Source organism: Bradyrhizobium sp. CCBAU 21365, assembly GCF_015291305.1.
GTDB classification, from domain to species: Bacteria; Pseudomonadota; Alphaproteobacteria; order Rhizobiales; family Xanthobacteraceae; genus Bradyrhizobium; species Bradyrhizobium elkanii.
Window position 1 is genome coordinate 3,738,234 of record NZ_CP030036.1, and the last position, 24,327, is coordinate 3,762,560.

Genomic DNA, 24,327 nt, shown 5'->3' on the forward strand with positions numbered 1-24,327 from the left:
ATGCGGGAGCACGGCGGGAATCTTGATGTCGCCCAGCAGCGCTTCGGCGGCGCCGCGGACGACTGGATCGACCTGTCGACCGGGATTAATCGGGTGCCGTATCCCCTGGTCGATGTCGAGCCGCGGCACTGGAGCGCGTTGCCGTCGCGATCCGATCTTGAATCGCTGCACGCCGCCGCGCGGCAGCCCTACGGCACCGACGCACCGATGGTGGCGATGGGCGGTGCGCAGGCCGCCATTCAGTTGCTGCCGCATCTGGCGCTCAAGGGGCGGGCGCGGATCCTGGCGCCGACCTACAATGAGTATGCCGCGGTGTTGTCGGCCGCCGGCTGGGACGTCGCCGAGATGTCCGATCTCGCCGCGCTCGCGGGAGCGGACATTGCCGTCGTCGTCAATCCGAACAATCCCGATGGACGACGCCACGACCGGCAGGAGTTGCTGGCGCTGTTGCCGCGCGTTGGCCGGCTCGTCATCGACGAGAGTTTTGTGGACGCCGTTCCTGACCTGTCTCTTGCACCGGAAGCAGGACGCGCCGGGCTCCTGATCCTGCGCTCATTCGGCAAGTTTTACGGACTTGCCGGCTTGCGGCTCGGCTTCGCTGTCGGCAGCGAGGCAGACATCGCCGCGCTTGCCGCGATGGCGGGCCCATGGCCGGTTTCGGGCGCCGCGATTGCGATCGGACGGCGCGCGTTGCTCGATCGCGACTGGGCCAAGGCCACGGCCGCGCGGCTCGCGGACGACTGCGTCAGGCTCGACGCGGCGGCGCGATCGCAGGGCTGGACGCTGCTCGGCGGCACGCTGTTGTTCCGGCTCTACGAGACCGGCGATGCGTTGGCCGCGCAGGCGAAGCTTGCGCGTGCACAGATCTGGTCGCGGGTTTTCCAGCAGAAACCGGGATGGCTGCGCCTCGGCTTGCCGGGCAGCGAGGCCGAATGGTCTCGTCTTTCCGCCGTGCTGCCCGTTTAACGCACCAGCGCGAGCAGGCCGTCGACATCGAGATGGGTCTCGATGTGCTTGGCAAGCGCATCGAGTGCGGTCTCGACCCTGGCGCCGTAGGGCTGATCAGCCGCCGCGATGTCGAGTTGCGCGAGGAAAGCCTTGCGAAATTCGTCCGAGGCGAACAGGCCGTGCAGATAGCTGCCGTGAACGCGCCCGTTGGCAGAAACCGCGCCCTCAGCCGTACCGTCGAGTGATGCAAAAGGCCGCGCGCGATCGGGGCCATCGGTGCGGCCGATATGGATCTCGTAGGCGCTGATCGGCTGGCTGGTCGCGGCATGCACCGCGCTGACGCGCGTCAGCGTCTTCTGTTCGGTCATGGTGGTCGTGACATCGAGCAGCCCGAGACCGCGCGTTTCGCCGGCAGGACCTTCGATCCCATCGGGATCGGCGACGCTGTGTCCGAGCATCTGGTAGCCGCCGCACAGGCCGAGGACATGGCCGCCGCGGCGATGATGCGCCAGGAGGTCGATGTCCCAGCCCTGCGCGCGCAGGAAGGCGAGATCGCCGCGGGTCGATTTCGAGCCGGGCAGGATGACGAGCTTCGCATCACCCGGGATGGCTTCGCCTGGACGTACCATCACGAGATCGACGCCGGGCTCGAGCTTCAGCGGATCGAGGTCGTCGAAATTGGCGATCCGCGACAGCGCCAGGAACGCGATCTTGCACTGACCGGGCTTGCGTGCCTCGCCGAGCCCGAGCGCATCTTCGGCCGGAAGTTCGCCGGCACGGACGAACCAGGGCAGCACGCCAAAGCCGCGCCAGGCGGTGCGGGCTTCGATCAGGCGGTAGCCGTCGTCGAACAATGTCGGATCGCCGCGGAATTTGTTGATGACAAAGCCCTGGATCATCGCGGCATCATCAGGATCGATCACCGTCTTGATGCCGACGAGCTGCGCGATCACGCCGCCGCGGTCGATGTCGCCGACCAGCACCACCGGCACGTCGGCCCGGCGTGCAAAGCCCATATTGGCGATGTCGGCTTTGCGTAAGTTGACCTCGGCGGGGCTGCCGGCGCCCTCCACCAGCACCAGATCGGCGCGCTGCTTCAGGCGCGCAAAACTCTCCAGCACCGCGCCCATCAGCGACGGTTTCATGCCGGCATATTCGCGCGCGCGTGCGGTGGCGATCCGTTTGCCGTGCACGATGATCTGGGCGCCGACATCGCTCTCGGGCTTGAGCAGCACCGGGTTCATGTCGGTGTGCGGCTCGACGCCGGCGGCAAGCGCCTGCACGGCCTGCGCGCGGCCGATCTCGCCGCCGTCGACGGTCACGGCCGCATTGTTCGACATGTTCTGCGGCTTGAACGGCAGCACGCGCAGGCCGCGCCGTCTGGCCGCGCGCGCAAGGCCGGCGACGATGAGCGATTTGCCCACGTCCGAGCCGGCTCCCTGGATCATCAATGCGCGCGCCATGGTGCTGTCTGTCAGAACTCGACGCCTGGCTGGGCCTTGATGCCGGAGCGGAACGGATGCTTCACCAGCGTCATCTCGGTGACGAGATCGGCGATCTCGATCAGTTCGTCCTTGGCGTTGCGCCCGGTGAGCACGACATGGGTCATCGGCGGCTTCGACGTCGTCAGGAAGTCGACGACATCGGCGATCGCGAGATAATCGTAGCGTAGCGCGATGTTGATCTCGTCGAGCACGACCATGCGCAGGCTCGGGTCTGCGATCAGCTGCTTGGCCTTCTCCCAGCCCGCTTGCGCTGCCGCGATGTCGCGGGCGCGATCCTGCGTCTCCCAGGTAAAGCCTTCGCCCATCGCGTGAAACTGACAGAGATCGCCGAAATGCCCGGTAAGCAGGCGGCGCTCGCCGGTATCCCAGGCGCCCTTGATGAACTGCACCACGGCGCAGGGAAAGCCGTGCGCCACACAGCGCACGATCATGCCGAAGGCGGAGGAGGATTTTCCTTTGCCGGCGCCGGTATGGACGATGATCAGACCCTTTTCGCCGCTCTTGGTCGCCATGATGCGGTCGCGGGCGGCCTTCTTTTTCGCCATCTTGTCCGCGTGGCGCGCATCCAGCGAAGAATCGGTGCCGATGGCGCCGTCCGCAGCGTCGTTTCCATCTGAAGTCATTACGTTCCTTCGGCTTGACAAGTGCGAGGCTTGGACGAATGGTGGTCCTGCGTTGGTTCCTGTCCTACGACAGGCGAAGAGGGAATGCGATAGGGCGATGACCGCAAGGTTCGCCCGAAGCGCAGCCGCCCCCGCGACCGTGACCGGAGAGATGCCCAAGCCACTGATTCCATATGGAGTCGGGAAGGCGGGCATCGAAGGGTAAAACCTGCTCCGCAAGCCGGGAGACCTGCCAACGCAGCATGTTGTGAGACCGGCGGACGGGGTGTTCCGCGACGGGGAACGAACCTGTCCAAAATCGGTTCGTGTGCCTCATCGCTCCCGCCGTCAATCCAGGAAGGGCGATGAGCGTTACACTCCATGTCTGCATCACCTGCCGCGCCGGCCAGACGCCGGCGGAAGGTGAGCTCGCGCCCGGTGCGCGCCTGCATGCCGCGCTCGTCGAGGCCGGCGTGCCCGATGACGTCAATCTGGTTCCCGTCGCATGCCTGTCGGCCTGCAGCCAGGGTTGCTCGGTCGCGCTCAGCGCGCCGGGGCGATGGTCCTATGTCTACGGCCGACTGTCCGCTGATAATGCCGCGGATGTGATCGCCGGTGCCTCCGCCTATGCGGCGGCGCCTGACGGCATCGTGCCGTGGCGCAGCCGTCCGGAGATCTTCCGCAAGCAATCGCTCGCCCGCATTCCACCTCTTCCCGTCGTGCCGGAGGCCGCAGAATGACCACGCTCGCCAAAATTCCGGTCACCGTCGTGACCGGCTTTCTCGGCTCCGGCAAGACGACGCTGATCCAGCATCTGATCCGCAATGCCAACGGCAAGAAACTCGCAGTGCTGGTCAACGAATTCGGCAGCGAAGGCGTCGATGGCGACATCCTGAAGTCGTGCGCCGACGCCAATTGCCCGGCCGAGAACATCGTCGAGCTCGCCAATGGCTGCATCTGCTGCACGGTCGCCGACGATTTCATCCCGGCGATGGAGCAGTTGCTGGCGCGGAACGTGAAGCCCGATCATATCGTGATCGAGACCTCGGGGCTCGCCCTGCCGAAGCCGCTGTTGAAAGCGTTCGACTGGCCGGAGATCCGCTCGCGGATCACGGTCGACGGCGTGATCGCGCTGGCCGATGCGGAGGCTGTCGCCGCCGGCCGGTTTGCGCCTGATCCGGCCGCGGTGGACGCGCAGCGCGCAGCGGACGACAATCTCGACCACGAGACGCCGCTGTCCGAAGTGTTCGAGGACCAGATTGCCTGCGCCGATCTCGTGCTGCTGACCAAGGCCGACCTTGCCGGGGCGGAGGGGATCAAGGCAGCGAAAGCGGTGATCGGGGCCGAGATGCCGCGCGAGGTGCCGATGCTGCCCGTCGTCGACGGCACGATCGACGCGCGCGTGATCCTCGGCCTCGAGGCGGCGGCGGAAAACGATCTCGCGGCGCGGCCGTCGCATCACGATGGCGAGGAGGAACACGAGCACGACGATTTCAATTCCGTCGTGATCGATCTTCCGGAAGTTTCGGATGTCGACGCGCTGGTCGCCTCGATCAAGGGACTGGCGCGTGAGCAGAACGTGCTGCGCGCCAAGGGCTACATCGCGGTCGAAGGCAAGCCGATGCGGCTGCTGGTGCAATCGGTCGGCGAACGGGTGCGGCATCAGTTCGACATGCCCTGGGGCGCACGGGCGCGGCAGTCGAAGCTCGTCGTGATCGGCGAACATGCGGACATCGATGAAGCCGCGATCAGGGCACGGCTTGGTGTCTGATGCACGTCGTCTTCCGCGAGAGCCGCGGCCTTGAGGAGACCGCGACGCCTAGGGACCTCGGCCAGGATCCGGCCGATCTCGTGGTGTTGTCGTTTTCCGACAGCGATCTTGCTGCCTTCGCGGCCGGCTGGCGGCGCGGCCGCGCTGCGTTGCCGTCGCTGCGGCTCGCCAATCTCGCGGAGCTGCGCCATCCGCTGTCGGTCGATACCTATATCGAGCGGACGCTCTCGCACGCCCGCGGCATTTTGGTGCGGCTGATCGGCGGCGAGCCCTATTGGTCATACGGGCTGGCTGCGGTGCATCGGCTGGCGAAGGAGCGCGGCATTGCCTTGGTCGTGCTGCCGGCCGATGGTCGCGACGATTTGCGGCTGGATGGATTCTCGACCTTGCCGGTCTCGACGCTGCGCCGTCTCAAGGTGCTGTGCGACAAGGGCGGCCCCGTTGCCGCGCAGGCCGTGATCGCGCAACTGGCGCTGGCGTCCGGACTTTATGCCGGGCCTGTGGTCGGCGAGATCGATCTTCCGGAGATCGGCGTCTACGATTCCCGGCGCGGTGCCATCGCGGCGTTGCCGGCACCGGACGGCCGGCCGCGCGTGCTGGTGACGTTTTATCGTTCTTATCTCGCGGCCGGCGACACGGCGCCGGTCGATGCCTTGATCGATGCACTGCGCGACAGGGGTTTTGATGCGCACGGCGTGTTCGTCACCTCGCTGAAGGCGGCGGGCGTGGCCGATTGGCTGCGTGTCCAGTTCGCGCAATGCGTTCCAGCGGCCATCGTCAATGCGACCGCGTTCTCCGCGGCCGGTGACGACGGCACGACGCCGTTCGACGCTGCATCGTGCCCGGTGTTCCAGGTCGCTTTGTCGACGGCGCGGCGCGAGGACTGGGCCTTGTCGCTCCGCGGGCTCTCGCCCGGCGATCTCGCGATGCATGTGGTGCTGCCGGAGGTCGACGGCCGCCTGTTCGCGGGCGTCGTGAGCTTCAAATCGCCTGGTGAGCGCGATCCCGAGCTGCAATTCGCGCATCTTGCGCATCGACCGGACGCCGAGCGCGTCGCTGCAATTGCCGCGCGCGTCGCAGCCTGGCATCGGCTTGCCAGCAAACCGGCGCAAAAGAAGCAGCTTGCGCTGGTGCTCTCGAACTACCCGGGCCGTCCGCATCAGATCGCGCATGCCGTCGGCCTCGATGCGCTGGCTTCGGTCGAGGCGCTGCTGGCCGATCTCGCGGGCGCGGGGTTTGATCTGGCGCCGGTGAGGTCGCTTGGCGACGTCCTTCTGCACCGGAGGCTGACATGGGACGTAGCCGAGTATCGCACGGCGCTCTCCAGTCTTCCGCTGCAGCTCCAGGACGATCTTGCGCGCGCATGGGGCACCCCGGAGGACGATCCCGAATGCCGTGACGGCGCGTTTCATTTCTCGGCGGTTCAAAGCGGCAAGTCGATCATCGCCGTTCAGCCGGAGCGCGGCGAGGTCACTCATCGCGATGCCGACTATCACGATCTGTCGCGCACGCCGCGCCATGCCTATGTCGCGTTCTATCTGTGGCTCAGGCAGCAGGGCATCGATGCCGTGGTCCACATGGGCGCGCACGGAACGCTGGAATGGCTGCCCGGCAAGTCGGTTGCGCTATCGTCAGCATGCTGGCCGGAAGCGCTGACCGGCGATCTGCCCGTCGTCTATCCCTTCATCGTCAACGATCCCGGCGAGGCGGCTCAGGCCAAGCGCCGGATCGGTGCCGTGACGATCGGCCATCTGCCGCCGCCGCTGGCGCAGGCCGCGGTGCCGGAAGGCCTGCGCAGTCTCGAACGCTTGCTCGATGAGTATTCGACTGCCGACGGCCTCGATCCGGCGCGGCGGCAGCGCCTGATCGCCGCGATCCGCGACGAAGCCCGCATCGCCGGGCTGGAAGACGATCTCGGTCTCGCCGCGTCGGTCTCCGCGGCCGAGGCCATTCCGCAGATCGATCGTTTCGTCTGCGATCTCAAGGAAAGCCAGTTCGGCGACGGCCTGCATATATTCGGGCAGGGCGCCTGCGGCGAGGCGGAGAGGGCGGCGCTGCGCGATGCGCTCGCGGGGCGGCGCGTCGCGCCGGGGCCGTCGGGCTCGCCCTGGCGTGGACGGGGCGACGTGCTGCCGACCGGACGCAATCTGTTTGCGGTCGATCCGCGCGCGGTGCCAACGCCGTCGGCACATGCGCAGGGTGTGAAGCTCGCCGAGGAGCTGCTGCGCCGTCATTTGCAGGATCACGGCGACTGGCCGAAGGGACTCGTGGTCGACCTCTGGGGCTCCTCGACGATGCGCACTGCCGGCGAGGACTTTGCGATGGCCCTGCACCTCGCGGGCATCGCGCCGCGCTGGGATCACGGATCGGGGCGGGTGTCGGGCTACGACATCATCGCGCCCGCGGAGCTCGGCCGGCCGCGCATCGACGTGACGTTGCGCGTGTCGGGGCTGTTCCGCGACGTCTTCTCAGGGCTGGCCCAGTTGTTCGAAGCGGCGGCGGAGGCGTTGTCCGAACGCTGTGATGAGGCGGACGAGAATCCTTACCGAGAGCGCATCTCGCGCGTGTTCGGTCCTCGCCCCGGATATTATGGCGTTGGCATTGCGTCGATGCCGGATGTCTTCACCGAGGCGGCACGTGAGGCAGCCGGCGAAGCCTGGCTGTCTGCATCGTCATGGGCTCTCGCAGCCGACGGCGAGATGCGGCCCGATCGCGCCGGCATCGAGGCGCGGCTCGCGGCCGCGGACAGTTTTGTTCACACCCAGGATCTGCCGGAGACCGATCTGCTGCTGGCGGCGGACTATGCCGCGCACGAGGCCGGCATCGCGGCGGCGGCCCGGCGCCTTGGCACAAAAATCCCGGCGCTCTATCACCTCGATGCGACGCGGCCGGATCGGCCGCATGCCCGCGCGTTGACCGAGGAAATCTCGCGAGTGGTGCGGGTGCGCGCGGCCAACCCTGCATGGATCGCGGGCATGATGCGCCATGGCTTCCGTGGTGCCGCCGAGATCTCGGCGACGCTGGAGCACATGGCGGCGTTCGCCCATCTCGCCGGCGCGGTGCCGCCGCACCTGTTCGATCTCTACTACGATGCGACGCTCGGCAATGACGAGGTTCGCTGCTTCATGGCGCGCGAGAATCCGGCGGCACTGGCGGCGATCGAGACCTGCTTCACGAGATTGCATGAAGCCTCGCTCTGGCAGACGCGGCGCAATTCGATTGCGGCTGCGTTGCAGGAGGCCTCATGAGCGCGGTTGCGGTCAAGGGCTGGTGTCCCGGCGCGCTGCGGCCGATGCTATCGGGCGACGGCCTCGTGGTGCGCATTCGCCCGCGCGCCGGACGGCTGGACGCCGCGCAGGCGGCGGGAATCGCCGAGCTGGCGGCGCGATACGGCAACGGCCTGATCGACCTGACCAGCCGCGCCAATCTCCAGATCCGCGGCGTCAGCGATGAAGGTTATCCGCCCCTGGTCGACGGGCTCGCTGAGCTCGGGTTGCTGGACGCAGACTCGAATGCCGAGGCACAGCGCAACATTCTGGTGACGCCGTTCTGGACTGCCGCCGACGAGACGCGCTCGCTTGCGACCGAGCTTGAGCAGGGGCTTGCCAGTGCCTCGCTTGATCTTCCAACCAAGTTCGGCTTCGCAATCGATGACGGCAATGCGCGGATGCTGGCGGGTGCATCCGCCGATATCAGGATCGAGCGCGATCGCAGCGGCGGACTGCTGGTACGTGCCGATGGCGCACAGCGCGGGCTTTCGGTCAGGCGGAGCGAGGTTGTGCAGGCGGCGCTGGCACTGGCCGAGTGGTTCGTCGCCTCCGGCGGAGTCAGGGGTGAAAAACGGCGGATGGCGGCTCATCTGGCCGGCGGTGCGAGCGTTCCCGAGACACTTCGCGGCGATGCCGAGCCCGTGGTCCGATCGGCGGACCCTGCGCCTGGCCTCTATCCGGCGGGCGCGATGGTTGGCGTCGTCTTCGGGCAGATGCCGCACCAGACGCTCGGCGATCTTGCCGGGTGCGCGCAGGCTCTTCGCATGACGCCGTGGCGGATGATGCTGGTGGAGGGGATGTGCGAGATGCCCCGTGGGACGGACCTCGTGACTGATGCCGGCGACCCCAGGCTGCGCGTGGTCGCCTGCAGCGGTGCGCCGCGCTGCGGCGAGGCGCATGCGGATACGCGTATGCTGGCATCGGCGCTCGCGCGGCATATCCCACCCGATGCGCGGCTTCACGTCTCCGGCTGCGCCAAGGGCTGCGCCCATTCCGGTTCTGCGGATGTTACCCTCGTTGCAACAGACGACGGCTTTGATCTGATCCGCCGCGGCACGACGCGGGATGCGCCGGTCATCCGAGGGCTGGCCAGTTCGTACCTCGTCGCAAATCCCTCCGTGCTGACGGGAGGCCATTGATGCCGCACGTCTACGAGACCGACGGCGCGGCGATCTATCGCCAGTCCTTTGCCACCATTCGCTCCGAGGCCGACCTTGCCCGCTTCACGCCAGACGAAGAGCCGGTGGTCGTGCGCATGATCCATGCCGCCGGCATGGTGGGCCTGGAAGCGCATGTCCGCTTCACATCAGGCATGGCTGCGCGCGCGCGAGCCGCCTTGCAGGAGGGCGCGCCGATCCTCTGCGACGCGCGCATGGTGTCGGAAGGAATTACGCGCGCGCGGCTGCCGGCCGGCAATGCCGTCCTCTGCACGCTTGGTGACGTCAAGGTACCTGCACTCGCGCGATCGATGCGCAACACGCGGTCCGCGGCGGCGCTCGAACTGTGGCGGCCGCATCTGGGCGGCGCCATCGTCGCGATCGGCAATGCGCCGACGGCGCTGTTTCATCTGCTCAACATGCTGGAAGACGCCAATTGCCCAAGGCCGGCGGCGATCATCGGCTGTCCGGTCGGCTTTGTCGGCGCGGCGGAATCCAAGGCGGCATTGATGGCTGAGCCCCCGGTGCCGGCGCTGACGATCGAGGGACGGCTCGGTGGTTCGGCGATCACGGTTGCCGCCGTCAATGCGCTGGCGAGCCGGAGCGAATAGCGATGGGACGTATCATCTGCTGCGGCCTCGGCCCAGGCGATCCGGATCTGATGAGCGTGCGCGCTGGCCGCATGGTGCGTGCCGCGAAGCATGTCGCCTATTTCCGCAAAAAAGGGCAGCCGGGGCAGGCGCGCCGCATCGTCGAAGGCTTGCTCGCCGCTGACGTCAGCGAATATCCGATGGAATATCCGGTCACCACGGAAATCGCGTTCGATAGTCCGGACTACGCGCGGCTGCTGGCTGACTTCTATGACGAATGGGCCGAGCGCCTGGCGCGATTTGCGCGCGCGATCGACATCGTCGTGCTCTGCGAGGGCGATCCCTATTTCTATGGCTCGTTCATGCATCTGCATGCGCGGCTGCAGGGACGTGTCGAGATCGAGGTGATCGCCGGCATTCCCGGCATGGTCGGCTGCTGGAATTCGGTGGGCCAGCCGATTGCGCTGGCCGACGATGTGACGACTGTTCTGATGGGGACGCTGCCGGAGCCGGAACTCGCCGAGCGGATGCGCAGCTCCGACGCGCTGGTCGTGATGAAGACCGGTCGCAATCTTCCGAAGATCCGCCGCGCGCTGGCTTCCGCGGGGCGCCTCGATGATGCGTGGCTCGTCGAACGCGGCACCATGCCGGATCAGCGCGTCGCCCGGCTTGCGGATATCGGCGAGGCCGAGTGTCCGTATTTTGCGATCGTGCTGGTGCATGGGCAGGGGCGGCGCAGGGAGGCCGCGCAATGACCGGCACGCTGACCATCGCGGGGCTCGGACCGGGCGATGAGGCGCTGATCACGCCGGAGGTCTCTGCTGCGCTCGCGGCTGCGACCGACATCGTCGGCTATGCGCCCTATGTGACGCGCGTACCGCCGCGCGCCGGGCTCACGCTGCACTCCTCGGACAATCGCGTGGAGTTGCAGCGCGCCGCCGACGCGCTGCGGCTCGCGTCGGAAGGGGGCCACGTCGTCGTGGTGTCCTCGGGCGATCCCGGCGTGTTCGCGATGGCATCCGCCGTGTTCGAAGCGCTCGAGGACGCGCCGCAATGGCACGACCTGCCGATCCGCGTTCTGCCCGGCGTGACGGCGATGCTGGCGGCGGCGGCAAGCGCCGGTGCGCCGCTCGGTCATGATTTCTGTGCGATCAACCTCTCCGACAATCTCAAGCCATGGCCGCTGATCGAGAAACGCCTGCGGCTTGCGGCCGAGGCGGACTTCGCGATCGCGATGTACAATCCGCGCTCGGCCAGCCGGCCGGAAGGTTTTGGGTGCGCGCTCGAAATCTTGCGCGAGGCGGGCTGCGACGAGCGCATCGTGGTGTTCGCGCGCGCCGTCAGCACGCCCGAGCAGCGGATCGTGACGGTCGAACTGCGCGACGCGCGGCCGGAGATGGCCGACATGCGGACGCTCGTGATCGTCGGCAATTCGGCGACACGGCGGGTCGGCCGCTGGGTCTATGCGCCGAGGCAGGTCCGATGACCGAGCCATTGCATCACGCCGCGCACGCTTTCCACCCGCGGTCTGTCGGGCAGAGACGGCCGTGTGATCATGATCACGGGAAGGCCGAGCACGCGGGCGGCGTCGATCTTGGCGCGCGCGCCGGTTCCGCCGGAGTTGCGGGCGACGATCCACTCGATCGCGCGCGCGCGCATCATCGCGAGTTCGCCCTCGAGCGTGAAGGGGCCGCGCGATACGATGACGTCCGCGTTGGGCAACGACAGCGTTTCGTCGGGCGGGTCGACGAAACGCAACGTATAGGCATGCTGCGGCCGTGCGCCGAACGGCGCGATGTGCTGGCGGCCGATCGCGAGGAATACGCGGGCGGGGTTGTCCTGCAACGCCGTGGCCGCGGAGACGACGTCCGCGACCTCGATCCAGCGATCGCCGGAGGCTTTGTCCCAGGGCGCGCGTTCGAGCGCGACCAGCGGCGTTGCGGTCTGCGCACATGCAGCGATCGCGTTGCGGCTCATCTCGGCCGCGAAAGGATGCGTCGCATCGATCACATGCGTGATGGCTTCGCGACGCAGATAATCGGCAAGACCGCTGACGCCGCCGAAACCGCCGCTGCGGACCGGCAAGGGCTGGTCGGCCGGCGCGCGGGTGCGGCCGCCGTAGGAATAGACCGCGTCGATGCCCGCGCGAGCGATCGCAACGGCAAGCAAATTGGCGTCGGCCGTTCCGCCCAGGATCAGGGCGCGCATCATGGGTAATCCCTGGTTGACCATCATCGGTATCGGCGAAGATGGCCTTGCCGGCCTCTCCGACGCAAGCCGAAAGGCGCTTTCCGAAGCCGAAACGGTTTTCGGCGGCGAGCGGCACCTCGCGCTCGCCGGCATCGCCGACCGCGGCCGTGCCTGGCCGGTGCCGTTCGATGCCAACATCGTGCTTGAAAGCCGGGGTCGTCCGACGGTGGTGCTCGCGTCCGGCGATCCGTTCTGGCATGGCGCCGGCGGAAGCCTTGTCGAGAAGCTACGGCCCGGTGAATGGGTCGCGTACTCCGCACCGTCGACGTTCTCACTGGCTGCCGCTCGTTTGGGCTGGCGTATCGAGCATGCTGTCTGTCTCGGTCTTCATGCCGCACCGTTCGAACGGCTGTTAGCGCATTTAGCGCGCGATGCACGGATCATATGCCTGCTGCGCGACGGCAAGGCGGCGTCCGATCTCGCGCGCTGGCTGACGGAGCGTGGTTGGGGGGCGTCGGCAATATGGACGCTTGCTGCGCTTGGCGGACCGCGTGAATCCATCACGCAGCATCGCGCCGACAATTATTTGGAGGAGTCGGGCGACAGCCTCGTCACGGTTGCGCTGGAGGCGAAGGGAGGACAAGGGATCGCACGCAGCTCGGGTCTTGCCGATGCGCTCTTTGTGCATGACGGGCAACTGACAAAGCGGCCGGTCCGCGCGCTTGCGCTGTCGGCGCTTGCGCCGCGGCCCGGTGAGCGGCTGTGGGATGTCGGCGCGGGCTCGGGCTCGATCTCGATCGAATGGGCGCTGTGTGGTGGGACGGCGATCGCTGTCGAAGCCCGCAGCGAACGCGCCGCCAACATCCGAAGCAACGCGGCGAGCTTCGGCTTGACACACCGCATCTCCGTCATCGAGGGCGAGGCGCCCGGCATCTTATCGGGCCTCGAAGCCCCCGATGCCGTGTTCATCGGTGGCGGTCTCGATGCCGCAAGGTTCGAAGCGATCTGGTCGCGGATCGCGCCGGGAACGCGGTTGGTTGCGCATGCGGTAACCCTGGAGACCGAGGCGCTGCTCTCCGATCTGCACCAGCGTCATGGCGGCGAGTTGATGCGCCTCGAAGTCGCGCAGGCCGAGCCGTTGGGGCGGTACCGCGCCTGGAAGGCCGCGCGGCCGATCGTGCAATGGAGCGCGCTCCGATGAAGGTCGCTGGTCTCGGATTCAGGCGCGATGCCGGCGTCGCATCCTTGCGCGACGCACTCGACGCGGCCGGCGGTTCCGACGGCCTTGCGGCAATTGCAACGGTGAGTGACAAGGCCGATGCGGCGGCATTGAGAGACTTGGCGCGGGAACTGGGGTTGCCGGTCCGGAGCATTCCCGCCGGGATCCTGGCTGAGATAAAGACTGCAACGCAATCCGGGTTCATCAAGGCGAGGTTCGGAACGGGCTCGGTCGCCGAAGCTGCGGCGATCGCTGCGGCGGGGCGCGGTGCGCGCCTGATCTCGGCCAGGGCCGCGTCACAGGATCGGATGGCCATTGCGGCGATCGCGGAAGGAGACGGCGAATGACGGTGCATTTCATCGGCGCAGGACCCGGTGCTGGCGATCTCCTGACCCTGCGCGGGCGCGATCTGATCGCCTCTTGCCCGGTTTGTCTCTATGCCGGATCGCTGGTGCCAGCAGGTGTGTTGGCGCATTGCCCGCCGGATGCGCGCATCGTCAACACCGCGCCGCTCTCGCTCGACGAGATCATCGCCGAGATCGCTGCCGCGCATGCGGAGGGCAAGGACGTCGCGCGGCTGCATTCGGGCGATCTCTCGATCTGGTCGGCGATGGGCGAGCAACTGCGCCGGCTGCTCGCGTTGCAGATTCCGTATTCGGTCACGCCCGGGGTGCCGGCTTTCTCGGCGGCCGCGGCGGCGCTGGAGGCCGAGCTTACGCTGCCGGGCCTTGCGCAATCGGTGGTGCTGACGCGCACGCCGGGCCGGGCGAGCGCGATGCCTGATGGCGAGACACTCGCAGCGTTTGCCGCGACCGGCGCGGTGCTGGCGATCCATCTTTCGATCCATCTGCTCGACAAGGTCATGGCCGAGCTCACGCCGCACTACGGCGCGGATTGCCCGGTTGCGATCGTCTGGCGCGCGAGCTGGCCGGACCAGCGCATCGTGCGCGCCACGCTCGCGACGCTCGATACCGCCGTCGGCCCCGAGCTCGAACGCACTGCGCTCATTCTGGTCGGCAAGACGCTCGGGGCGGACGAGTTCGCCGAGAGCCGGCTCTATGCAGCCGACTACGACCGCCGCTACCGTCCGGTTGGGGCGGCGCCGCGCTTTCCGGAATCGTCGCCGGAATCATCGCAATGACCGCGGGGCTCGTCATCTCTGCGCCGGCATCCGGTGTCGGCAAGACGACGCTAACGCTGGCGTTGGCGCGCGCCTATCGCAATCGCGGCGTGAGGGTGCAATGCCTCAAGAGCGGGCCTGATTACATCGATCCCGCCTTTCACGCGGTCGCCACGGGACGCGCGTCGGTCAACATCGACAGCTGGGCGATGGCGCGCGAAGCCATCGCACATTTGGCAGGCCGCGGCGCGGATGCCGATCTCGTGCTGGCGGAAGGCTCGATGGGACTGTTCGACGGCGTCGCCGCACGTGGCGTCTCGGGGACCGGCGCCACCGCCGACATTGCCGAGATGATGGAGTGGCCGGTGCTGCTGGTGATCGATCCCTCCGGTCAGGCGCAGACGGCGGCGGCGGTCGCGGCGGGATTGCGTGATTTTCGCGCCGGCGTACGGCTTGCCGGCGTCGTCCTCAATCGCGTCGCGAGCGCACGGCATGAAGCCCTGGTGCGCAATGCCATGGCGGGCGCGGGCGTTCCGGTATTGGGGGCGCTGCCGCGCCACGCCGAGATCGCCTTGCCGAAGCGTCACCTCGGCCTGGTACAGGCCGAAGAGCAGGCTCAAATTGACGGTCTGATTGACGAAGCCGCACGCTTCGTCGCCGAGCATGTCGATCTCGACGCCGTGCTGCGATCGGCGCGCGTTTGGTCGCCGCGATCCGCCGTGCGCAGCCTGGACATCACGCCGCCCGGTCAGCGCATCGCGCTGGCACGCGACGCGGCGTTCTCCTTTGTCTACCCGCATATGCTGGAAGCCTGGCGCGCGGCCGGCGCAGAGATCGTGCCGTTCTCGCCGCTTGCCGACGAAGGCCCCGATCCGGACGCCGATGTGTGCTGGCTGCCCGGCGGTTATCCCGAACTGCATGCCGGCCGGCTTGCGGCCAACAGACGATTTCTTGCGCAGCTCCGCGCCTTCACCGAAACGCGGCCGGTGCATGGCGAATGCGGGGGCTACATGGTGCTGGGCGCCGCGTTGACCGATGCCGACGGCGTGCGCCATGAGATGGCAGGCTTGCTCGGCCTCGAGACGAGCTATGCCAAGCGCCGCATGCATCTGGGCTACCGGCTCGCCGAGCTTGCCGCACCGATGCCCGGCCGCGGCCCGGGCGCACGCCTGCGCGGCCACGAGTTTCACTATTCGACGATCATCGCGCAGCCCGATACGCCGCTCGCGGTGGTGCGTGATGCGACCGGCGCGATCGTTGCAGAAACCGGATCGCGGCGCGGCTGTGCGACGGGAACATTCTTCCATCTGATTGCGGAGGACCGGTGAGCGGATTCGTATCCTTCGTCTCGGCCGGTCCGGGCGATCCCGAACTCCTGACGGTGAAAGGCACCGCGCGGCTGCGCGAGGCCGATGTGGTGCTCTATGACGATCTTGCCTCGGGCGCGATTCTCGATCTCGCGCGCGCCGGCGCCAATCTCGTCGCGGTCGGCAAGCGCGCCGGCCGCCTGTCGGCGAAGCAGCACCATGTCAGCCGGCTGCTGGTCGATTATGCTGCCGCCGGCGTGCGGGTGGTGCGGCTGAAATCCGGCGACGCCGGCATTTTTGGACGGCTCGAGGAGGAGATCGAAGCGCTGCGCGCGGCCGGCATCGGCTACGAGATCATTCCCGGCGTGACCTCGGCCTCGGTTGCCGCCGCGCAGGCCGGCATTCCGCTGACGCGACGACTGACCTCGCGCCGGGTCCAGTTCGTCACCGGCGCCGATGTGACGGGCGAATTGCCCGCGGACCTGAACTGGGCGGCGCTGGCCGATCCGGAAGCGACCACCGTCGTCTATATGGGGCGGCGGACCTTCCCGGCATTGGCCGCAAAGCTGATCGCGCACGGCCTCGCGTCCGACACGCCCGCGCTGCTGGCGGAATCGCTCGGCCACGCCGACGAACGGCTGCTTCGCACCACGGTCGCAGCGCTGGCCGAACAGCTCGCGCAAGCCGGCGCGGCCACGGCGGCTGCCGTGATCCTGTTCGGTGCGCTGGCGCCGGAACGAGGGTGACGCGGCCATGTTGACGCTGTCCCTGATCGGCATCGGTTGTGGTGATCCCCGGCAGCTCACTTTTGCTGCGACCGCCGCCATCAATGCCGCCGACCTGATCCTGATCCCGCGCAAGGGGACTGCGAAGTCGGATCTCGCCGAGTTGCGTCGCACCATCTGCGCGGACGCGTTGAGCAATGACCGCACACGCATTGCCGAGTTCGACCTGCCGGTGCGTGACGCCGGTGAAGAGGATTATCGCAAGGGTGTGGACGATTGGCATGATGCGATCGCCGCGTCCTGGTCGCAGGAAATCGCGCGCAACCTCGGCGGGGAGGGACGGGTCGCCCTGCTGATCTGGGGCGATCCCTCGCTCTACGATTCGAGCCTGCGGATTGCGCGGCGGCTCGATCCGTTGCCATCGATCGAGGTGATCCCGGGCATCACGTCGATCCAGGCGCTGTGCGCGGCACATGCGCTGCCGCTCAATGAGATCGGCGAGCCGTTCCTCGTGACGACCGGCCGACGGCTGCGCGAGGCTGGCTGGCCGCCAGGCGTCGACACCGTGGTCGTGATGCTCGACGGCGGCGCCGCCTTCCAGACCCTGGATGCTGCCGGGCTGCAAATCTGGTGGGGCGCCTATCTCGGCATGCCCGATCAGATCGTCATGGCGGGCGAGCTGGCGGAGGTCGGCCCTCGCATCGTCGCCGCGCGACGAGAGGCACGTCAGCGGCACGGCTGGATCATGGACAGCTATGTCCTGAAGCGGAAATCGTGATCCGGATTTTGCTCCGGCATTCTGTGCAGATGGCTGCTAGGTCTTCAATCCGCGAATCGAAGGTTGGATGGTCAGGCGGTAGGCGACGAGCCTGTCGCCATCGAAATGCTCGAGGGTCGTCTCGCAGACCGGGCAGCGATACTCGCCCTTGCTTCCAGATCCGGACGCCAGCTCAAGGCGTCGGAATCCGGCCCCGCAACGCGGGCATGTGACGTCGTCCTTCTTCATCAACTCACCCCAGAACAACACCGGCGTTCCTTCTTAGCGCAGACCGCGCGGCGGAACTATGTTCATGGCCGGAGAGCCAGGGATCATTCGTGCATGCATGGAAGCGCGGTGCGTCGTCGTCGAGCGGGCGGCCGCGCAGCCGATCGCGCGGAGCGGGGGGCCGATTCCAACGCATTGTGCAAGTTCGGCAATGGGTTATGGCTCGGCCTTAAAGAGCAAGGGCTGCCGGACCCCCGCAACAACAGTGACTGCCATGTCGCTGTGTTCGAGAGATGCTGCGTCTGCTCGGTCCCATGCGCGATCGCCGGTGCGCCCGAGGCCCACCGGCGATCAATCACGATCAGCTATTGCCTGATCAGACGGACCACGTCCTGGCGCAGCAGGTAGAGCGAGACGGCGAGCAGAACGACGTCCTTCATCAGGAACGGCACATTGCCGGTCATCGCGGGGAAGCCACCGGCGGCAGCGTCCCAACCATCAGGCATGAACGGAATGATGGTGACTGTCGCGATGAAGGTTCCGGTCGAGCCGAGGGCGCCGAGCACGCCAAGCCGCTTGTCCCAGAAGCCCGCGAGCAGCAGCGAACCGAACGTCCATTCCGAGGCGCCAAGGAAATAGCTGGCGCCGGCATGGCCGAACGCTGGATAGAGCCACCAGATCAGCGGCCCGTTGCTGATGAACGGGACCAGCCGTTCGAATTCGTACGGAAACCACTTCTGGTAACCGAAGAACAGGAACATGATCACCATCGCGGCTCGGACGATGTGATAGTCGAGATCCTCCGCCAGCAGGCCGGACCTGTCGAGCGCGCGGGCAAGCGGATTGTGTGTGGTATTGGCAAGCGTGGTCATGGGCGTGATCCTTTCGCGTGACATCGCCCGGTCGCTTCACGCGACTGCCGGGAAGTCGATGTCGGTGTCGTTGATGCGGTTGAAGACGTTGGTGAAGACTGTGGTCGCAAACGCCAGGCTGATCTCGACCAGCTGCGCGTCGCTGTAGCCGGCGGACTTGATCGCGGCGAAATCCTCGTCGCTGACGGTGCCGCTCGACTGCGCGAGCTTGCGCACGAAATGCACGAGCGCATCGCGCTTGGCATCACCGGTCGGCGCGCCGTCGCGGATCTGCTTGAGCACATCCGCATTCACGCCGGCGAGCCTGGCGAGATGCGAGTGCGCGGCGACACAATAGTCGCAGCCGCCGGCGGCGCTGATCACGAGCTTCACGACCTCCAGATCGCGCCGGGGCAGGCTGCCGCCAGTCAGCACGGCATCGGCCGCGAGGATCGACTTGAGCGCGGCCGGACCGTGGGCCGCAATTGCCGCGTAGGTGTTCGGGACGGCGCCGATCGCCTTCTTGATCTGGGCGTAGATCTGGCCGGACGGGCCGGTATCGGCTTCGAGGTTGGGGGTTGAGAGACGAGACATGGTGGCACTCCTTGTTCGGGGTGGTGAACGATTACGGAGTGACAATAGGATCGAGGTTTGAGACATTGAATGTTCATCTTACTCGTTTATATGCTCGATCGTCTCATGTGCTGCGTCAGGGGGATTGGCCATGGATTGGCTCAGCCGGCTGTTCGAGATGATGCCGGTGCGCGGGCGGCTCGACCTGCGCTGCAGCTACAGCGTGCCCTGGCGTATCGAGCAGGGACCGGGTGTGACCAACGAGATCCCCTATCATGCGGTGCTTGCCGGCTCGGCGATCCTGGACGACGCCGCGGGCGGACAGCCGTTGCTGCTGAAGCCCGGCGACATCCTCCTGCTTCCCGGCAACCCGCGACACGTGATGCACGACGGAAGCGGGGCAACACCGCTGCCGGCGCGCAACCGGGCGGCGGAGAATTTCACGATCAGCGAAAACCTCGGATCGGACGAACGGCTTGACCTGTTGTGCGGGCACTTCGCGATTGCACCCCCACACGACCGTCTGTTGCGCAATTATCTCCCGCCGCGTCTTGTCGTGCATGCCGGCACGCGTGCGGGAAAGGGAACGGCTGCGCAGCTCGCCGGGCTCGTGTCGCTGATGCGCAGCGAAACGGCCGACGATCATCTGGGCGGCCTCGCCATGCTGAATGCGCTGTCCACGGCAATGTTCGCGCTTGTGCTGCGGCTTGCGAGCGAGACCGATGCAACGTCGCGGGGACTTCTCGCTCTGGCCGGTGATCCCAGGCTCGCGCCGGCCGTGGCCGCCATGTTCAAGGAGCCCGCGCGCGCGTGGTCGCTGCCGGAGCTCGCACGGCTCTGCAACATGTCGCGCGCCACGCTGGCGCGCCAGTTCCAGGACAAGCTCGGGCGATCGGCCAGCGATCTGCTCACCGATATCAGGATGACGCTTGCGGCGAACGAATTGAAGGGATCATCGCTTTCGACCGGCGCCGTGGCAGAGATGGTCGGGTATCAATCGGAGGCCGCCTTTCAGCGCGCCTTCAAGAGCCACATGGGCGTGACGCCGGCGCAGTGGCGAAAGACGCGGCCGCCGGAACAGGAGGTGTCGCTGGGATCTGCTGCACCGGCTGATCGGAATGGCAGTTCGCCGACCGTGGGTGCGTAGCGTCCCCCGCGCCTTGCGCACGTTTCGGTGCGCGGGGCGCAGCGTGCGTTCGATCAAGACTTGCGATGCCTTGCGTCGACCGCGATCGCGGCGGCGGCGGTGCGGTTCTCGACCCCGAGCTTGGCGTAGATCTGCTCGAGGTGCTTGTCGACGGTGCGCGGGCTGAGGCCGAGGATCTGCGCGATGTCGCGGTTGGTCTTGCCCTTGGAGAGCCAGGACAGCACCTCGCCCTCGCGGGTGGTCAGGCCGAGCTCGCTGGAGAACTCGGCCGGCATGTCGCCGCTGGTGTCCTTGGCAAGCCGTAATAGGAATTCATCGGGCCCGAGCTTGCCCATATATTGCAGCCGAAGCTGCTCGTTGCCGGGGAATGACGCCACGGTCGCTGTCTTCTTTCCTGTGCCGCCCTTCTGCGCCTGCTCGAGCCATTGCGGCATCGGGTCCGGCAGCGCGAAATTGTCGGCGGCGTCGGCGAGCGTATCCGACAGCAGTCGCTGTGCCTGCGGCGTCGCCCACAGCAGCGCGCCGGCGCTGTTCACGGCGAGCAGATAGCGGCCGGAGACGTCGAGCGCCGCGCGGGCACTCTGCGTCATCCGCGCATTGGCGAGATGGACCCGGATGCGCGCCAGCATCTCCTCGACCACGATCGGCTTCGTCACATAGTCGACGCCGCCGGCCTCCAGCCCGCGCACGATGTGCTCGGTTTCGGCGAGGCCCGTCATGAAGATGATCGGCACGCCGTCGAGCCCTGCGTCGCGCTTCAGCCGCCGGCAGGTCTCGAAACCGTCCATGCCGGGCATCACGGCATCGAGCAGCACGATATCGGGCGTGATCTGGTCGACGATGCGCATCGCCGAGGCGCCGTCGAGCGCCACCATCACGGTCATGCCGGCGCCGTCGAGCGCGTCGGTCAGCAGGCGCAACGTCTCGGGCGAGTCGTCGACGACGAGCGCAACGTCGCGCTTCTTCTGTTCAATGGTCATAGCTGTGCAATGTCTTCAACGTCGCCATATATTGATCGAGATCGAACCGGTCGATCAGCGTGCGCATCTGGCCGACGAAATCGGCATGTTCGGGACACTCATTGCCGATCTCGTCGAGCTTGAGCTGAATCGCCCTGACATAGCCAAGCTGGCCGAGGCTGATCAGCTCTTCGACATATTTCACCGGCGGCCGCGAACCACTCTCGGGCTTCCATTGCGGAGGCGGGGCCGGCTCGGCCTCATACTGCCACTCGATCTTGAGCAACTGGCGGATGGTTTCGAGCAGCCGCGGAATGTCGATCGGCTTCATCAGGTAGCCGTCGTGGAACGGTTGCGCCAGCGGCGCGCCATGGGCCTCGAGCGCGCTGGCCGAGATCATCAGGATGCGTGCCTGGTGATGACCTTCGGAGCGCAAGGTTTCGGCGACCGTCCAGCCGTCCATGCCCGCCATCGAGATATCGAGCAGGAACAGGTCCGGCCGGCAATGCTGCGCGAGGGCAAGACAGCCTGGCCCGTCCGGCGCGCTGAGCAGGATGAAGCCGAGCGGCGTCAGGATCTCGCGCAACAGGTCGCGGTGGGTCGGGTCGTCGTCGGTGATCAGGATGGTCTTGCGCGGACCGTGATAGCCGTACACGGGAGCATCGACCGGCGCATCGCGGCGTGGATTGGTGACCTCCGACAGCAGCAGCTTGACGCGGAACGTGCTGCCGGTGCCGACCGTGCTCAAAACCTTGATGTCGCCGCCCATCACACCCGCGAGCAGGCGGCTGATGGTGAGCCCGAGCCCGGTGCCGGTCTGCGGCTGGGTGACGCCAAGCGCGCCGCGCTCGAACGGGGCGAAGATCCGTTCGAGATCGTCGGGCTGGATGCCCGGCCCGGTATCGATCACCTCGAACTCGGCGACCGGGCTGCGGTAATGCACCACGAACTGCACCTGGCCGGATTGCGTGAACTTGATCGCGTTCGACAGCAGGTTGATCAGGATCTGCCGCAGCCGCTTCTCGTCGGCATAGACCACGACCGGCAGCACGGCCGGCCGTTTGAACACGAAGTCGATGCCCTTTGCTGCCGCCTGCAGGCGGAACATGCCGACCAGCTGCTCGAGGAAATCGTTCAGCCGAACCTCGTCGCGCGACAGGTAGAGACGGCCGGCCTCGATCTTGGAGATATCGAGGATGCCGTCGATCAGGCCCGAGAGATGATCGGCGCTGCGGCGGACGACGCGCACCTGCTCGCGCGGCCGCACCTGGAGGCTGTCGTCCTGCTCCAATAGCTGCGCGTAGCCGGAGATCGCATTCAGTGGCGAACGAAGTTCGTGACTGAGGCCCACGACGTATCGGCTCTTGGCGAGATTGGCTGACTCCGCGACCTCCTTGGCGCGCTGCAGTTCGGCATCGGTGCGCTTGTGGGCGTCGATTTCCTGGATCAGCAGCGTGGTCTGCCGGCGTGTTTCCGCTTCCGCGGCGCGCCGGCTCTGTTGCGCCAGCACGAACAGCCAGGCGACGACGCCGATGATGAGGGTCAGCGCAAAAAACACCTTCCAGAGCACGTCGGCGAGCAATTCGTTGGCATGCACCGCGGCCGTGGTCTGCAGGTAGATCAGGCCGAGCACCAGCGCCACGAGGCCGGCCGAGACCGCGAACACGCCGAGGTAATGCCCGAGCTGCGAGTTGATGCGAGCGTAGATCGGCTGCGGCATCACCTTGCCCAGCGCGTCCGCGACCTGTGAGCCGATCCGGCCATGCGGCTTGCAGAGGTCATGGCAACGTGCGTCGAGCGAGCAGCACAGCGAGCAGATCGGGCCGGCATAAGCGGGGCAGGAAGCCATGTCCTCGGGCTCGAACGCATGCTCGCAGATGCAGCACTGGATCGACTCGATGTTCTGCCAGCTCCGCTTCGGCTTGCGGGCGATGTAGTACTTGCCGTCGGTGGCCCAGGCGATCAGGGGAGCCGTGACGAACGCGACCGCAAGCGCCACGAAGGCGGACAGCGCCTTCGCGGTCGGGCCGAACAGGCCGTAGAACGCGCTGATCGAGACCACGGTCGCGATCGTCATCGCGCCGACGCCGACCGGATTGATATCGCAGAGATGGGCGCGCTTGAACTCGATGTGCTGCGGCCGCAAGCCGAGCGGCTTGTTGATGACGAGATCGGCCACCAGCGCGCCGACCCAGGCGATCGCGACGTTGGAGTAGAGCGCGAGCGTCTGCTCCAGCGCCTTGTAGACGCCGATCTCCATCAGCAGCAGCGCGACGACGACGTTGAACACCAGCCACACCACGCGGCCGGGATGCGAGTGGGTGAGGCGGGAAAAGAAGTTCGACCAGGCGATCGAGCCGGCATAGGCGTTGGTGACGTTGATCTTGACCTGCGACAGGATCACGAATGTCCCGGTCAGCGCCATCGCCAGATCCGGCTGCGACAGCACGTAGCGGAACGCCTCGAGGTACATGTTGGCGGGCTCGGCGGCGTGCTCGGCCGAGACGCCGTGGCTGAGCGCGAAGAAGGCGAGGAACGAGCCGGCCAGCAGCTTGAGCGCGCCGAGCACGATCCAGCCCGGACCGGCGCTCAGCAGCGCGATCCACCAGGCCTTGCGCGAGGTGCGGCGGTCGCGCGGCAGAAAGCGCAGGAAGTCGACCTGCTCGCCGATCTGCGCCACCAGCGCAAACACGACGGAGGCTGCGGTGCCGAACAGCAGCAGATCGAGATTACCTGCGGGATCGCCGTGATCGCCGGCGAATTTGCGCCACTCGGTGAACGAATGCGGATTGGCCCAGGCGATCGCCGCGAACGGCATGATGTGCAGGATGATCCACAGCGGCTGGGTCCAGAGCTGGAAGCGGCTGATCAGCGTGATGCCGTAGATGACAAGCGGGATGATCACGACTGCGCTGATCAGATAGCCGATCGGCCGCGGGATGCCGAAGCACATGTCGAGCGCGCTGGCGAGGATCACGGCCTCGATCGCGAAGAAGATGAAGGTGAAGGAGGCGTAGATCAGCGACGTGATGGTCGAGCCGATATAGCCGAAGCCGGCGCCGCGGGTGAGCAGATCGATGTCGATACCGCTTTTCGCGGCATGGTAGGCGATCGGCAGTCCGCAGAGGAAGATGATGACGCTGACGACCAGGATCGCGGCGGAGGCATTCATTGCGCCGTAGTTCAGCGTGATGGTGCCGCCGATCGCCTCCAGCGCAAGGAACGAGATCGCCCCGAGCGCGGTGTTGGCAACCCGGGCGGCTGACCAGCGCCGCGCGCTCTTGGCGGTGAAGCGCAGCGCGTAGTCTTCCAGCGTCTGGTTGGCGACCCATTGATTGTATTGGCGCCTGACGCGGTCTATCCGCTGCCGCCCTGCCACTCGTTTGAACTCCTGGTCCACGATGCTCTG

The 24,327-nt window shown here is 66.9% G+C and carries 23 protein-coding genes and 1 riboswitch; of the genes, 15 read left to right on the forward strand and 8 right to left on the reverse strand.

The window, feature by feature from the left end; genetic code table 11:
- On the forward strand, nt 1–966 hold the full coding sequence (gene cobD, locus XI02_RS16980) for a threonine-phosphate decarboxylase CobD (protein WP_018270807.1): 966 nt from the start codon (nt 1–3) through the stop codon (nt 964–966).
- Here the strand turns inward: cobD and XI02_RS16985 are convergent.
- A complete protein-coding gene (locus XI02_RS16985) occupies nt 963–2,411 on the reverse strand; it encodes a cobyric acid synthase (RefSeq protein ID WP_129964933.1) in 1,449 nt (482 codons plus the stop codon). The two genes, cobD and XI02_RS16985, sit on opposite strands and share 4 nt — an antisense overlap.
- Before the next feature lie 11 nt (nt 2,412–2,422).
- Nucleotides 2,423–3,076: a cob(I)yrinic acid a,c-diamide adenosyltransferase gene (gene cobO / locus XI02_RS16990; RefSeq protein ID WP_018270809.1), complete on the reverse strand. Its 654-nt coding sequence runs from the start codon at nt 3,074–3,076 to the stop codon at nt 2,423–2,425.
- A 36-nt stretch (nt 3,077–3,112) separates the two neighbouring features.
- Nucleotides 3,113–3,328, forward strand: a riboswitch (cobalamin riboswitch).
- 92 nt (nt 3,329–3,420) lie between these two features.
- On the opposite strand from cobO, the gene XI02_RS16995 reads away from it, so the two are divergent.
- The 7 genes from XI02_RS16995 to cobJ are packed head-to-tail and all read left to right on the forward strand — an operon-like array spanning nt 3,421 to nt 11,328.
- Complete coding sequence (locus tag XI02_RS16995; protein WP_028331460.1) at nt 3,421–3,795, forward strand: DUF1636 domain-containing protein; 375 nt, start codon at nt 3,421–3,423, stop codon at nt 3,793–3,795.
- Complete coding sequence (gene cobW / locus XI02_RS17000; RefSeq protein ID WP_018270811.1) at nt 3,792–4,826, forward strand: cobalamin biosynthesis protein CobW; 1,035 nt, start codon at nt 3,792–3,794, stop codon at nt 4,824–4,826. The genes XI02_RS16995 and cobW overlap by 4 nt, the downstream gene beginning before the upstream one ends.
- Nucleotides 4,826–8,074: a cobaltochelatase subunit CobN gene (gene cobN, locus XI02_RS17005; protein WP_172648125.1), complete on the forward strand. Its 3,249-nt coding sequence runs from the start codon at nt 4,826–4,828 to the stop codon at nt 8,072–8,074. The genes cobW and cobN overlap by 1 nt, the downstream gene beginning before the upstream one ends.
- Complete coding sequence (gene cobG / locus XI02_RS17010) at nt 8,071–9,234, forward strand: precorrin-3B synthase (protein WP_018270813.1); 1,164 nt, start codon at nt 8,071–8,073, stop codon at nt 9,232–9,234. The genes cobN and cobG overlap by 4 nt, the downstream gene beginning before the upstream one ends.
- A complete protein-coding gene (locus XI02_RS17015; protein WP_018270814.1) occupies nt 9,234–9,863 on the forward strand; it encodes a precorrin-8X methylmutase in 630 nt (209 codons plus the stop codon). The genes cobG and XI02_RS17015 overlap by 1 nt, the downstream gene beginning before the upstream one ends.
- 2 nt (nt 9,864–9,865) lie before the next feature.
- Nucleotides 9,866–10,597, forward strand: coding sequence for a precorrin-2 C(20)-methyltransferase (locus tag XI02_RS17020; protein ID WP_018270815.1), 732 nt, complete (start codon nt 9,866–9,868; stop codon nt 10,595–10,597).
- Complete coding sequence (gene cobJ, locus XI02_RS17025; protein WP_018270816.1) at nt 10,594–11,328, forward strand: precorrin-3B C(17)-methyltransferase; 735 nt, start codon at nt 10,594–10,596, stop codon at nt 11,326–11,328. Before XI02_RS17020 ends, cobJ begins: the two co-directional genes overlap by 4 nt.
- Here the strand turns inward: cobJ and XI02_RS17030 are convergent.
- Nucleotides 11,304–12,053, reverse strand: coding sequence for a cobalt-precorrin-6A reductase (locus XI02_RS17030; protein WP_016845679.1), 750 nt, complete (start codon nt 12,051–12,053; stop codon nt 11,304–11,306). The two genes, cobJ and XI02_RS17030, sit on opposite strands and share 25 nt — an antisense overlap.
- On the opposite strand from XI02_RS17030, the gene XI02_RS17035 reads away from it, so the two are divergent.
- From XI02_RS17035 to cobF, 6 genes are read left to right on the forward strand one after another with little or no spacing between them, the layout of a single operon-like run.
- Nucleotides 12,052–13,233, forward strand: coding sequence for a bifunctional cobalt-precorrin-7 (C(5))-methyltransferase/cobalt-precorrin-6B (C(15))-methyltransferase (locus tag XI02_RS17035; RefSeq protein WP_018270817.1), 1,182 nt, complete (start codon nt 12,052–12,054; stop codon nt 13,231–13,233). The two genes, XI02_RS17030 and XI02_RS17035, sit on opposite strands and share 2 nt — an antisense overlap.
- The gene (locus XI02_RS17040; protein ID WP_026192563.1) at nt 13,230–13,598 is read left to right on the forward strand and encodes a cobalamin biosynthesis protein; all 369 of its coding nucleotides are present in this window, start codon (nt 13,230–13,232) and stop codon (nt 13,596–13,598) included. Before XI02_RS17035 ends, XI02_RS17040 begins: the two co-directional genes overlap by 4 nt.
- Entirely contained in the window at nt 13,595–14,392 is a 798-nt protein-coding gene (gene cobM, locus XI02_RS17045; RefSeq protein ID WP_018270818.1) for a precorrin-4 C(11)-methyltransferase, read from the forward strand. Before XI02_RS17040 ends, cobM begins: the two co-directional genes overlap by 4 nt.
- Nucleotides 14,389–15,699 (forward strand): cobyrinate a,c-diamide synthase, encoded by a 1,311-nt coding sequence (locus XI02_RS17050; protein WP_172648124.1) that lies wholly within the window; start codon nt 14,389–14,391, stop codon nt 15,697–15,699. The genes cobM and XI02_RS17050 overlap by 4 nt, the downstream gene beginning before the upstream one ends.
- Nucleotides 15,696–16,424, forward strand: a complete 729-nt coding sequence (cobA, locus tag XI02_RS17055; protein WP_018270820.1) for a uroporphyrinogen-III C-methyltransferase — start codon at nt 15,696–15,698, stop codon at nt 16,422–16,424. The genes XI02_RS17050 and cobA overlap by 4 nt, the downstream gene beginning before the upstream one ends.
- Nucleotides 16,425–16,431: 7 nt before the next feature.
- Nucleotides 16,432–17,181 carry a precorrin-6A synthase (deacetylating) gene (gene cobF, locus XI02_RS17060; RefSeq protein WP_026192564.1) on the forward strand — a complete coding sequence of 250 codons (750 nt, stop codon included), beginning with the start codon at nt 16,432–16,434 and terminating at the stop codon, nt 17,179–17,181.
- A 36-nt stretch (nt 17,182–17,217) separates the two neighbouring features.
- On the opposite strand, the gene XI02_RS17065 is transcribed toward cobF, so the two are convergent.
- From XI02_RS17065 to XI02_RS17075, 3 genes are all read right to left on the reverse strand, one after another.
- Nucleotides 17,218–17,409 carry a hypothetical protein gene (locus XI02_RS17065; protein ID WP_018270822.1) on the reverse strand — a complete coding sequence of 64 codons (192 nt, stop codon included), beginning with the start codon at nt 17,407–17,409 and terminating at the stop codon, nt 17,218–17,220.
- Nucleotides 17,410–17,753: 344 nt separating this feature from the next.
- On the reverse strand, nt 17,754–18,260 hold the full coding sequence (locus XI02_RS17070) for a YkgB family protein (protein WP_026192565.1): 507 nt from the start codon (nt 18,258–18,260) through the stop codon (nt 17,754–17,756).
- A gap of 36 nt (nt 18,261–18,296) precedes the next feature.
- Entirely contained in the window at nt 18,297–18,833 is a 537-nt protein-coding gene (locus tag XI02_RS17075; protein WP_016845688.1) for a carboxymuconolactone decarboxylase family protein, read from the reverse strand.
- Nucleotides 18,834–18,963: 130 nt separating this feature from the next.
- On the opposite strand from XI02_RS17075, the gene XI02_RS17080 reads away from it, so the two are divergent.
- Nucleotides 18,964–19,959 (forward strand): AraC family transcriptional regulator, encoded by a 996-nt coding sequence (locus XI02_RS17080; RefSeq protein ID WP_018270824.1) that lies wholly within the window; start codon nt 18,964–18,966, stop codon nt 19,957–19,959.
- A 53-nt stretch (nt 19,960–20,012) separates the two neighbouring features.
- On the opposite strand, the gene XI02_RS17085 is transcribed toward XI02_RS17080, so the two are convergent.
- Together XI02_RS17085 and XI02_RS17090 are read right to left on the reverse strand one after the other, a co-directional pair.
- On the reverse strand, nt 20,013–20,939 hold the full coding sequence (locus XI02_RS17085) for a response regulator (RefSeq protein ID WP_018270825.1): 927 nt from the start codon (nt 20,937–20,939) through the stop codon (nt 20,013–20,015).
- Nucleotides 20,929–24,297, reverse strand: a complete 3,369-nt coding sequence (locus XI02_RS17090) for a hybrid sensor histidine kinase/response regulator (protein WP_172648123.1) — start codon at nt 24,295–24,297, stop codon at nt 20,929–20,931. Before XI02_RS17090 ends, XI02_RS17085 begins: the two co-directional genes overlap by 11 nt.
- Nucleotides 24,298–24,327 lie beyond the last annotated feature (30 nt).